Origin of the sequence: Streptomyces europaeiscabiei, from assembly GCF_036346855.1 — a bacterium.
In the GTDB taxonomy this organism is placed as follows: domain Bacteria; phylum Actinomycetota; class Actinomycetes; order Streptomycetales; family Streptomycetaceae; genus Streptomyces; species Streptomyces europaeiscabiei.
Genome location: NZ_CP107841.1, coordinates 2,760,312 through 2,771,569 on the forward strand (window position 1 = coordinate 2,760,312; position 11,258 = coordinate 2,771,569).

The window sequence follows — 11,258 nt, forward strand, 5'->3', positions numbered from 1 at the left end:
GGGAGTCCCCCGTACCTTTCGGGGAGGAGTCGCGGGCACTCGCGCGCGCCTTCGCACGTTGTGAAGTCGACCCACCCGTGATCCACCAGGAGGCACCCAGCGATGTCGGTTCCGCAGCTCAACGACGAGCGACGCGGCGAGGAGATCCTCGCCGTCTTCGACACCGCCTTCGGCCAGCTCCTGGCCGCCGACCCGGCCGCGTTCCGCGTGAAGTTCCGGAAGATGGCGGCCTCGGCCTTCGCGTTCTACCGGGGTACGGCGTGCCTGTTCTACAAGGATCTGGACGACGAGAAGGCGTCCGGTCCGTTCCTGGACGAGCGCACCTCGCGCGTGTGGATCCACGGCGACCTGCACGCGGAGAACTTCGGCACGTACATGGACTCCACGGGCCGCCTGATCTTCAACGTGAACGACTTCGACGAGGCGTACGTCGCCCCCTTCACCTGGGACCTGAAGCGCTTCGCCGCCTCCGTGGCGCTCATCGGGTACGCGAAGGCGCTCGGCGACGAGCAGATCACCGAGCTGGTTCAGACCTACGCGGCCGCCTACCGCGAGCGGATCCACGCCATCGCGACCGGCGCCAAGCGGGACGAGGTGCCTCCGTTCACGCTGGACACCGCCCAGGGCCCGCTGCTTGACGCGCTGCGCGACGCTCGCTCGCTGACCCGCTTCGGTCTCCTCGACTCGATGACGGAGATCCGCGACTTCGAGCGCCGCTTCGCGCCGGGGGGCGGCTCCATCGAGCTGGACGCGGCGACGCGCTACAAGGTGCTGGCCGCCTTCGACGGCTATCTGGAGACGCTCCCCGAGTCCTCGCTGACCCGCCCGGACTCGTACCGGGTGAAGGACGTCGTCGGCCGCCGGGGCATCGGGATCGGCTCGGCGGGCCTGCCGTCGTACAACATCCTGCTGGAGGGGCAGAGCGACGCGCTGGAGAACGACGTCGTGATCTACATCAAGCAGGCCCAGACCCCGGCCGTCTCCCGCCATGTCACCGACCAGCGGATCCGTGACTACTTCCAGCACGAGGGCCACCGCACGGTGATCTCCCAGCGGGCTCTGCAGGCCCACGCCGACCCGTGGCTGGGCTGGACCGAGCTGGACGGCGCCGGGCAGCTGGTCGCCGAGGTGTCGCCGTACGCGGTGGACCTGGACTGGAGCGACATCGACGACCTGGAGGAGATCGCGGCGGTCGTCGCCGACCTCGGCCGGGCCACGGCCACGATGCACGCGGCGGCGGACGACCTGACCGGGCAGTCCCTGGTGCCGTTCTCCACGGAACGGGCCATCGACGCGGCGATCGCGGCCGACGAGGAGGGCTTCGCGCCCCTCCTGGTGGACTTCGCGCACGCGTACGGCGCACGCGCGCGTGCGGACCACCAGATCTTCGTCGACCTCTTCCGCAACGGCCGGATCCCCGGCCTGCGAAACCACTGAACCACTGAACAGCCCCGCGAAACCCCGGCCCGCGGGCCATCACCGAGAAATGAGATCGCGCACTCACAGGGACCTTTAGCGGTCCCTTACGGGTGTACGTGGGACACTCTCCAACGCCATGGACATATCCGGGACCCCCTTCAGAGCCGCACGCGCGGCGCTGTTCGCAGCGGTCGTCGTGACGCTCAGCACCGCGTCGCACGTGCTGCTGTCCGGGGTCCCGCTCCCGCTCACCACCGTCGCCGCGATCACCGCCGCCGTCTTCCTCGTGGCCTACGCGCTGGCCGGCCGCGAGCGCGGCTTCGGGCGGATCGCCGGTGTGCTGATCCCACTGGAGCTGACCGCCGACACGGTGTTCACCACGGGTCAGCACGCCTGCTACGGCGAGGCGGGCGGACCCGTCACCGGTCCGCTGCGCCAGGTCGGTCTCGACATGCTGTGCGGCGGCGGCAGCGTCGGCGCGCCGCTGGCGCGGGTCACCGGCGGCTCCGAGCGGGCGGCGGCACTGCTGGCGGGCGCCGGTCCGGGCGCCGCCTGGCTGCTGCTCGCCGCGCACATCGGCGTCGGTCTCCTGGCCGCCGCCTGGCTGCGGCGCGGCGAGCGGGCGCTGGCCCAGCTGTTGGACGCCGCGGTCGCCGCCGGCTTCCGGCCGCTGCTGATCGCGGTCGCCGCGGTCATGGTGCGGCCCCTGAGGGCACAGCACCGGCCGACGCGCACCGCGCACCGTACGGCCAGTGCCCGCACCCTTGTCCACACGCACTCCCTGGGACGGCGTGGACCGCCGTGCTCGGTCACCTTCGCGTGACCACCTCCTGAGCACGAGCAGATCCCCCACCACCCGTACCCGCGCACCATGTGTGCGCGTCCCACAGGGAGTTCACCCACATGAGCAAGCGGAACAGCAGCGCGGCGAAGTCGGCGGCCCGTGAGCGGCTGCGCCTGGAGCGCGAGCGTCAGGCCAAGCGCGCGAAGGTCAGGCGGCAGGCGATCGTGGCGGGCTCGATCGTCGCGGTCCTCGCGATAGCCGGCGGCATCGGCTACGCCGTCGTCCAGAACAACAAGCCCACCAAGTGGGAGGCGGCCGCCGAGGCCACGGTGGTCGCCCCGGCCAATACCTCGGGCAAGAACGGCACCACCGTGCTGATCGGCGACTCCAAGTCCGACAACGTGGTCCACCTGTACGAGGACCCGCGCTGCCCGGCCTGCGCCAGCTTCGAGCAGACCGTCGGCGAGACCGTCAACAAGGGCATGGACGACGGCGACTACAAGCTCTCCTTCACGATCGGCACCTTCCTCGACGGCAACCTCACCGGCGAGGGCTCGAAGAACGCGCTGAGCGCGCTCGGGGCCGCGCTGAACGTCGGCCCCGAGGCCTTCCTCGACTACAAGGCCGCGCTGTACTCGACGAAGTACCACCCGGAGGAGTCGACCGACGAGTTCGCCAAGGACAGCTATCTGATCAAGGTGGCGAACACGGTCGACGCGCTGAAGAACAACAAGAAGTTCCAGGACGCCGTCGAGAAGGGCACCTACGACGCCTGGGCGATGAGGATGAGCAAGTCCTTCACCGACGCCGACGGTGTCAAGTCGACCCCGACCATCAAGATCAACGACAAGAAGATCGCCAACCCGTCCACGGTCGAGGACTGGGAGAAGTCGCTCAAGGACGCGGGCGTCACCAAGTAGCCGGCGCACGCCGCGCCGGCGGGTCCGCGCGAACGGGTCCGCGCAAGCGGGCGGGTGCCCCGGGACGTTCTCCCGGGGCACCCGCCCGAACGATGACAGCGGAGACTACGGCGCGATGTACGGCTTGACGCGCTTGCGGTAGTCCTCGGGCCGGACCTCGTTGTAGTACTTGTCGGCGTCCTCGTCGTCCGAGGTGAAGATGTAGACCGGGCACTCGTCGGACTCGGCCTTGCCCGTGTGCTCGTACTGCTCCTTGCCGGTGCGCGCGTCGAGGACCCGCAGCCGGTACGAGGTGTTGTACGTCCGGATCTTCAGCGGCTTGCCGTCGGCCTCCATGTCGCAGACCTTGCCGGTCGCGGTGGCCTTGGTGCGCTCCAGGCAGACGACCAGTTCCGCCTGCTCCGGCTTGTCCTCGTAATCGAGGAACCAGCCCTTGGGGAAGTCGCCGTCGACGGGCACACTGCTCGTCCAGCCGTCGCCGGTGCTGTTCATGAGCTGCGCCGGGTGCACGGTCTTCTTCGTACGGTCGTAGGCCGGCAGCCCCTCGAAGCCGAGCCCGTCCGTGCAGACCCGCTCCAGGTCCTGGGTGGTCAGCGGCACCTCCGGTTCGTCGGCGGCGGCACCGGCCGACGACGACCCGCCGCCGCTCCCGCCCCCGGTGGTTCCGGCGGGTGACGAACACCCGCACAGGACCACGCCCAGCACTCCGGCGGCGACCCATATCCGGGCACGCTGCATTGACGACCTCCCTGCCGAAAGAAAAAGAAGCAGGCAGGGCATGTTCCCCCGGGCCATGCCCTGTCCCCCCTGCCCTGCCGAAACAGAAGCGTGCCGGACGCCGGGCCCCCGGGTATCGGGGAAGATCCCCCATGTAGTTGTGCGACCCCTGTGGAACGGGGGCTACCCTGTACGCGCCTCGAAGGTGCATTCGAGGGGTGCCCGGCGGGGGTGTCGTACGGGGCGTACGGGGGTTGCCACGACCATCCCGACAGGGCGCAGGGGGCCTGGAGTTGTCGTCGTTCTCTTTGATGCCGTCTTCCTCGACGTTCTCATCGTCACCAACGTTCTCTTCGTTCTCGTCGCTGTCGTCGCCCGCTCTGATCGGCAGAGAGGCGGAGCGGGACCTGCTGGCCACCGCCGTCCGGGCGGCCCGGGACGGGCGGGGCTCGTCGGTGTTCGTGCTGGGCGAACCCGGTATCGGCAAGTCCCGGCTCGTCGAGGAAACCGCGTCCGCCGCCGTCGGCGCCGGGTCACGGGTACTGCGCGGCCGGGCCGCGGCCGCCGGGCGCGCGGTGCCGTTGCGTCCGCTGGCGGAGGCGGTGTTCTCGGGGTTACGGGGCGACGGGCCGCCCTCGGACGGAGACCTGGGCCTCTACGAGCCGCTGCTGTCCCGGCTGTGCGGTCTGGCACCGCAGGACGGCGCACCGCTCGTCGGGTACGCCGAGGCGGTGCTGCGGCTCCTGCACGTCCTCGGCCGGGACGGGGGGTGCGTCCTGGTGCTGGAGGACCTGCACGACGCGGACGCCGACACGCTCGCCATCGTCGACTACCTGACGGACAACCTCTCCGGTCAGCGGACCGTCCTGCTGGCCACCCTGCGCGGTGAAGCCGGCCCGGCGCTCGACCTCGCCGAGGCCGCCACCTCCCGTCGTACGGCCCGTACGGTCCGCCTCGCACGCCTCGGAGCGGCCGGCACCGCCGAGCTGGCCGCCCGGTGTCTGGGCCACGACACCGCCGAGGACGTCCCGGCGGCGGTGCTGGACCGGCTGCACACCGTCTCCGAGGGCGTTCCCTTCGTGGTGGAGGAGCTGCTGCGTGCCATGGTCGACGGCGGCGGTCTCGTCAGGGACGGGGACTGTCGCTGGACGGTGGCCGGTTCGCTCGACCCCGGTGTCCCCGACACCGTCGCCGCCGCCGTCCTCCAGCGCGTGGACCAGCTGCCGCCGCCCGGCATCGCCCTCCTGGAGGCGGCGGCGGTCCTCGGCAGACGCTTCCCCGTGGACATCGCCGCCCGCGCCGCGGGCCTGGACCACGCCACCGCCCTCATCCAGCTCCGCCACGCGGCCCACGCCCACCTCGTCTCCGGCGCCACCACCCCGTCGGACCCCGGCTGGCACACCTTCCGCCACGCCCTGACCGCCGACGCCATCACCCGACGGCTGCTCCCGCCCGAACGCGCAGCCCTCTGCCTGGCCGCGGCGGACGCGATCGAGGCGGCGAGAGGGGTGAGCCCTGCGGGGACGAGTCATGAGGAGGCGAGCCGTGAGGCGAGCCGTGAGGCGAGCCGTGAGGCGAGCCGTGAGGCGAGCCGTGAGGCGAGCCGTGAAAGGGGGAACATCGGCGGGGACAGCCCGACACGCCCGGGTGCGCCAAGCGCGGCGGGCCTCGACACGCCGACCGTCCGGAACGCCCGTGGCGCCGAGCCCGCCGACCTTCCCGTGCCCCCGTACACGGAGCCCAACGCCTCCCTCGCGATCGCCGCGCCCGCCGAAACCGGCACCTCCCGCCCCCTCACCCCACCCGCCGTGCCACGCGACCCCCACCAGCCGCTCGGCGGAAACGCCGGCGACGACCTGTACCGCCTCGCCGCGGAGCTGTGCGTGACCGGCGGCAGGCCGGCGCGGGCGGCCGTGCTGCTCACGCGGGCCGGCAAACAGGCGGTCGCGCGGGGCGCGTTGCTGACCGCCGTGGAACTCCTGGACCGCGGACTGGAGTTGATTGGCGACACGCCGGACGCGCCGCCCGAGGCCGTGGCCGGGCTGCTGGAGGAACTGCTCAACACGCTGGTCCTCACCGGTGACGTACGGCGCGTCCCCGAACTCGGGGATCGGCTGGACCGTGTCCTGACGGTGTGGGGCGCGCCGTCCACCCGGCGGGCAGCGGGCTTTCTGACACGCGCGCGGGCCGCGGCGACCGCCCAGCAGTGGGAGGCGGGCCTGACCGCCGTACGGCAGGCGAGGGACCTGCTCGGCGACACTCCCGACCCTGCGTCCCGCGCCGCCCTGGACGCGGTCGCCGCTCACCTGGTGCTCAACTCGCAGCGCCCGGACCGGCTGGAGAGCGCACGGGTGCTCGCCGAGGGCGCCGTCGCGACCGCCGAGGAGGTGGGGCTGCCGGAGGTGGCGTGCAAGGCGCTGAACATGCTCGGCTACTGCCTGCGGCCCCGGGACCTGGGCGAGGCGGAGGACGCGTTCGCACGGCTGGTCGCCACCGCCGAGGCCCACGCTCTGCCGGTGTGGCGGATCCGCGGCATGCTGGAACTGGGTGTGCTCGACCGTGTCCGGTTCACCGGCACCGACCGGCTGCTCGCCGCACGCGGGGCCGCCGAGGAGACCGGCGCGGTGCTCATGACGGCCTGGGCCGACATGCATCTGACCCTGGCGCACATCCTGCGCGACGAACAGGACCGGGCGACGCGGTCCGCGCGTCGGCTCCAGGCGACGGCCCGCAGACTGCGGCTGCGCGAGGTGGAGCTGATCGGCGCCGGCGTGGACGGCATCATCGCCGCCTCGCTCGGGGAGCGCGAGAAGCTGGACGCCACCCTGCGCACCCTGGAGCGCGCGCTCGCGGGCCGGAGCGCCGGGGCGCTCTGGGGCTACGCCGACACCTCCGTGTGGGGCTGGGCCCAGGGCATCTGCTCCCTGCTGCGGGAGGAAACCGACCGCGCGCTGGCCGAGTTCACCGAGGCGGACGGCGTCATGCGGGCACTGCCCAGCACCGGCGGTGTCACCGGTTTCCTCGGCCCGTACCTCCTGCTGCGCACCCTGCGCGGCGCGACCGACTGGGCCGAACTGGACGGCCCGGGCACCGAACGGCTTTCCCAGGTCCACTGGGACCGTCCCTTCGCCGGCTGGTCCCGGGCCGTGCTGCTGGGCCGCGAGGGCCGGGCGGCCGAGGCCACCAAGGCGGCGGAGGAAGCCCTGGCCGGCACCGACGGCATCCCCTTGGCCGCCCATCTCTGTCTGCGCCTGGGTGCCCAGGCCGCACTCGCCGACGGCTGGGGCCGGCCCGTCGAATGGCTGCGCGCCGCCGAGCAGTTCTTCCACGACCGGGGCACGACCCGCGTGTCGGCCGCGTGCCGGGCCCTGCTGCGCGACGCCGGCTCCCCCGTGCCGCGGCGTCGCCAGGGCCACGACGCCATCCCGCAGGAACTGCGGCGCGCGGGGGTGACCGCCCGGGAGTACGAGGTCCTGCGCCTGCTCGGCGCCCGACTCGGCAACCAGGAGATCGCCGAGCACCTCTTCCTGTCCCCCCGCACCGTCGAGAAGCACCTCGCCAGCCTCCGCGACCGCACCGGCCGCGCCGACCGCGCCGCCCTGATCGCCCTGGCCAAGCGGTACGCCGACGAACAGTGAGCGACGGGCCGCCGCGAGAAGACCGACGGCACATCAGCCCGCGTCGCGGCCTCCGCCGAACGTCGCAGAGACAGAAACAGGAACAGAGACAGGGGCAGGGGCAAGGGCAAGGGCAAGGGCAAGGGTGACGGAGGCCGGCCGCCACAGCTCCGCGGACCGACGAACACCCCACAGCCGCCTGAACATTGAGCGGATTGCGGGCTGCCGCCTTACCTCCGACCCTACCGATCAGTAATCTCATCGGCCGTGACCAGTCGCAGATCTCACCCCAGCCCCGACTCCCCCATCCAGCCCGCGGGTTCGTCCGCCCCGAGCCGCCGTACGGTCGTCAAGGTGGCCACGGTCGGGGCCGTTCTCGCGGCGCCGCTGGCCGCCGTGATCCCTGCGCACGCGGCCGAGGCCCCCGCCTTCCTGCACGGCGTCGCCTCCGGCGACCCGCTGCCCGACGGAGTCCTGCTGTGGACCCGGGTGACACCCACCGCCGCCGCGATACCCGGCTCCGGACTCGGTCCCGACGTCGAGGTCGGCTGGACCGTCGCCCTGGACAAGGCCTTCACCAACATCGTCGCCAAGGGCTCCACGACCGCGACCGCCGCCTCCGACCACACCGTCAAGGCGGACGTGCGCGGCCTCGCGCCCGCCACGAACTACTGGTTCCGCTTCTCGGCCGGCGGCACCGACTCACCCGCCGCCCGCACCCGCACCGCCCCGGCCGCCGACGCCGCCACCACCGGCCTGCGCTTCGGCGTGGTCTCCTGCGCCAACTGGGAGGGCGGCCACTTCTCCGCCTACCGCCATCTGGCCGCGCGCGGCGACCTGGACGCCTGGCTGCACCTCGGCGACTACATCTACGAGTACGGTACCGGCGAGTACGGCACCCGCGACAAGGTCGTACGGCCGCACACACCGACCCACGAGATCGTCTCCCTCGCCGACTACCGCGCCCGGCACGCCCGTTACAAGACCGACCCGGACCTGCAGGCCCTGCACGCCGTCGCGCCGGTCGTCGCCATCTGGGACGACCACGAGATCGCCAACGACGCGTGGTCGGGTGGCGCCGAGAACCACACCGCGGGCACGGAGGGCACCTGGGCGGATCGCCGGTCGGCGGCCAAGCAGGCGTACTTCGAGTGGATGCCGGTGCGCCCGGCGATCGCGGGCACGACCTACCGCCGGCTGCGCTTCGGCAAGCTCGTCGACCTGTCGCTCCTTGACCTGCGGTCCTTCCGCTCGCAACAGGTGGGCATCGGCGACGGCGAGGTCGACGACCCGGACCGTACGTTGACCGGCCGGGCCCAGCTCGACTGGCTGAAGGCCGGACTGAAGTCCTCCGACACGACCTGGCGCCTGGTCGGCAACTCGGTGATGATCGCCCCGTTCGCCCTCGGCAACCTCACGGCCGACCTCTTCGAACCTCTCGCCGAGCTGCTGGGCCTGCCGAAGGAGGGCCTCGCCCTCAACCCCGACCAGTGGGACGGCTACACCGACGACCGCCGCGAACTCCTCGCCCACCTGCGGCAGAACGCGATCCGCAACACGGTCTTCCTCACCGGCGACATCCACATGGCGTGGGCCAACGACGTACCGGTCAACGCCGGCACGTACCCGCTGTCGGCCTCCGCCGCCACCGAGTTCGTCGTCACGTCCGTCACCTCCGACAACCTCGACGACCTCGTCAAGGTCCCCGAAGGCACCGTCACCGCGCTGGCCTCCCCGCTGATCCGCGCCGCCAACCGGCACGTCCACTGGGTCGACACCGACCGGCACGGCTACGGCGTTCTGGACATCACCGCCGCGCGGGCCCAGATGGACTTCTACGTCCTCTCCGACCGCACCAGGGCCGACGCGACGTCGTCCTGGGCGCGTTCGTACCGGACTCGGAGCGGGACGCAGAAGGTGGAGCGGACGTACGACCCCGTGTAGGGGCCTCGATACGGGTCGTGCGGGCCGCCGGAGGTCAGAGCGAGTCGAGGAAGCCGAGCGCCACCCGCCAGGTGGCCTCGGCGGCCTCCTCGTCGTAGTCCGGCAGCCCGGGGTCGGTGTAGAGGTGGCCGGCACCGGCGTATCTGTAGACCTCGACGTCGGCGCCGGCCTTGCGCATCTGGAGGTACCAGGCGCTCAGCCAGTCGTCCGGCTCGAAGGGGTCCGGCTCGGCGATGTGCAGCTGGACGGGCAGGTCGTCCACGGACGCGGTGGCGGCGATGTCCGACGTGCCGTGCAGAAGCAGCAGCCCGCGCGCGTTCTTGTCGCCCAGGGCCAGGGTCTGTGCGGTCGCGGCGCCCAGGGAGAACCCGGCGTAGACGAGTCCCCGCCCCGAGTAGGGCGCGGCGGCCAGGACCGCCCGCTTGAGAAGCTCCTCCCTGCCCAGCTCCTTGTTGAAGGCCATGCCGTCCTCGACCGTGTCGAATGTCCGCCCGTCGAAGAGGTCGGGGGTCCACACCTCGTGTCCGGCGGCGCGCAGCCGGTCCGCGGCCTCGCGCACGGCGGGCCTCGGACCGTAGGTCGAGTGGAAGAGCATGATGTTCATGAGGCCATGGTGCCAGCCGGGTCCGACAGCGATCTCCGGCGCCCGTACCCCGAGGGCGGCGGAAGTCACATGTTCATGACCCCACGCGGCCGGTTACGTTCGAAGGCATGGAGAATCTACTCCGCCCATTGATCGTCATCGGTGGCTCGGTCGTCCTCACGCTGCTCATCGGCTGGACGACCGACCTGCTGCTGCGCAAGGCGGACCAGCGGCACCACGAGACACCTCTGTGGGGCCTGCTGCGCCGCGGTCGCATCCCCTATCAGCTGGTCCTGTGCGCTGCCTTCCTCAGAGCCTCGTACGACGAGGCGCAGCTGCTGGAACAGCACCGGACCGGCATCGGGCGCACCCTGACGCTGGTGCTGATCGGTGCGACGGCCTGGCTGGTGATCCAGATCGTGGCGGCGGTCGTGGAGACGACGTACAGCCGTTACGCCCGCGCCCACCGCGATCCGGCCCGGGTGCGCCGGGTGCGGACGCAGGTGACGTTGATCATGCGGGTCGTCTCGGCGATCGTCGGTGTGGTGGCCGTGGCCTCGATGCTGCTGACCTTCCCGGCGATGCGCGCGGCCGGCGCCTCACTGCTGGCCTCGGCCGGGGTGCTGGGCATCGTCGCCGGTATCGCCGCGCAGTCCACGCTGAGCAACCTCTTCGCCGGGCTGCAGATCGCCTTCGGCGACATGGTCCGCCTCGGTGACGTGGTCGTGGTGGAGGGCGAGTGGGGCACGGTCGACGAGATCACCCTCACCTTCCTGACGGTCCGCACCTGGGACGAGCGCCGCATCACGATGCCGGTCTCGTACTTCACCTCGAAGCCCTTCGAGAACTGGTCCCGCGGCGGCGCCCAGATGACCGGCACGGTCTTCCTCCATGTCGACCACGCCGCACCGCTGCCCGCGATGCGCGACCGGCTCCGCGACATCCTCCGTTCCTGCCCCGCCTGGGACGGCCGCCACTACGACCTGACCGTCACCGACTCGACCCCCTCCGCCATGGAGGTCCGCGCCCTCGTCACCGCCAAGGACCCGGACGACCTGTGGACCGTCCGCGTCACCGTCCGCGAACAGCTCATCCACTGGCTCACCGAGAGCCACCCGTACGCCCTTCCCCGCGTCAACACCGCCGACGCGGTCCTCCCCCCGAACCATCCCAACGGCCACACGGACGGCCTGTCACCCCGCATCACGCGAGGCCGCGTCCACGAGCCACCGAGGTCCGCGGGCAGGGGATGAACCCGGCAAGGCCCGGGGGCC

The 11,258-nt window shown here is 71.9% G+C and carries 8 protein-coding genes; 6 read left to right on the forward strand and 2 right to left on the reverse strand.

Going from position 1 to position 11,258, the window contains the following annotated elements; translation table 11 throughout:
- Positions 1-102 precede the first annotated feature (102 nt).
- The 3 genes from OG858_RS12000 (at position 103) to OG858_RS12010 (ending at position 3,123) form a co-directional block, all read left to right on the forward strand.
- Positions 103-1,437: a DUF2252 domain-containing protein gene (locus OG858_RS12000; RefSeq protein WP_086748922.1), complete on the forward strand. Its 1,335-nt coding sequence runs from the start codon at positions 103-105 to the stop codon at positions 1,435-1,437.
- Between the two features lie 118 nt (positions 1,438-1,555).
- Positions 1,556-2,242: a hypothetical protein gene (locus OG858_RS12005; RefSeq protein ID WP_086748923.1), complete on the forward strand. Its 687-nt coding sequence runs from the start codon at positions 1,556-1,558 to the stop codon at positions 2,240-2,242.
- An 80-nt stretch (positions 2,243-2,322) separates the two neighbouring features.
- Positions 2,323-3,123 carry a DsbA family protein gene (locus tag OG858_RS12010; protein ID WP_086748924.1) on the forward strand — a complete coding sequence of 267 codons (801 nt, stop codon included), beginning with the start codon at positions 2,323-2,325 and terminating at the stop codon, positions 3,121-3,123.
- A 105-nt stretch (positions 3,124-3,228) separates the two neighbouring features.
- On the opposite strand, the gene OG858_RS12015 is transcribed toward OG858_RS12010, so the two are convergent.
- Positions 3,229-3,861 (reverse strand): hypothetical protein, encoded by a 633-nt coding sequence (locus OG858_RS12015; RefSeq protein ID WP_086748925.1) that lies wholly within the window; start codon positions 3,859-3,861, stop codon positions 3,229-3,231.
- 290 nt (positions 3,862-4,151) lie between these two features.
- Between OG858_RS12015 and OG858_RS12020 the strand changes: the two genes are divergently transcribed.
- Both OG858_RS12020 and OG858_RS12025 read left to right on the forward strand, forming a co-directional pair.
- Entirely contained in the window at positions 4,152-7,478 is a 3,327-nt protein-coding gene (locus OG858_RS12020; protein ID WP_328544926.1) for an AAA family ATPase, read from the forward strand.
- Between the two features lie 246 nt (positions 7,479-7,724).
- Positions 7,725-9,401, forward strand: a complete 1,677-nt coding sequence (locus OG858_RS12025; RefSeq protein ID WP_319066069.1) for an alkaline phosphatase D family protein — start codon at positions 7,725-7,727, stop codon at positions 9,399-9,401.
- Between the two features lie 34 nt (positions 9,402-9,435).
- Here the strand turns inward: OG858_RS12025 and OG858_RS12030 are convergent, their stop codons facing one another.
- Positions 9,436-10,005 carry a dienelactone hydrolase family protein gene (locus OG858_RS12030; RefSeq protein WP_086748536.1) on the reverse strand — a complete coding sequence of 190 codons (570 nt, stop codon included), beginning with the start codon at positions 10,003-10,005 and terminating at the stop codon, positions 9,436-9,438.
- A gap of 107 nt (positions 10,006-10,112) precedes the next feature.
- On the opposite strand from OG858_RS12030, the gene OG858_RS12035 reads away from it, so the two are divergent.
- Positions 10,113-11,237, forward strand: coding sequence for a mechanosensitive ion channel family protein (locus tag OG858_RS12035; RefSeq protein ID WP_086748535.1), 1,125 nt, complete (start codon positions 10,113-10,115; stop codon positions 11,235-11,237).
- Positions 11,238-11,258: the final 21 nt, after the last annotated feature.

What these genes read in the sequence shown, in the direction of transcription:
- OG858_RS12020 (WP_328544926.1), top strand. Translation starts at nt 4,152, where the DNA reads ATGCCGTCTTCCTCGACGTTCTCATCGTCACCAACGTTCTCTTCGTTC.
- OG858_RS12030 (WP_086748536.1), bottom strand. Translation starts at nt 10,005, where the DNA reads ATGAACATCATGCTCTTCCACTCGACCTACGGTCCGAGGCCCGCCGTG.
- OG858_RS12010 (WP_086748924.1), top strand. Translation starts at nt 2,323, where the DNA reads ATGAGCAAGCGGAACAGCAGCGCGGCGAAGTCGGCGGCCCGTGAGCGG.
- OG858_RS12015 (WP_086748925.1), bottom strand. Translation starts at nt 3,861, where the DNA reads ATGCAGCGTGCCCGGATATGGGTCGCCGCCGGAGTGCTGGGCGTGGTC.
- OG858_RS12000 (WP_086748922.1), top strand. Translation starts at nt 103, where the DNA reads ATGTCGGTTCCGCAGCTCAACGACGAGCGACGCGGCGAGGAGATCCTC.
- OG858_RS12005 (WP_086748923.1), top strand. Translation starts at nt 1,556, where the DNA reads ATGGACATATCCGGGACCCCCTTCAGAGCCGCACGCGCGGCGCTGTTC.
- OG858_RS12035 (WP_086748535.1), top strand. Translation starts at nt 10,113, where the DNA reads ATGGAGAATCTACTCCGCCCATTGATCGTCATCGGTGGCTCGGTCGTC.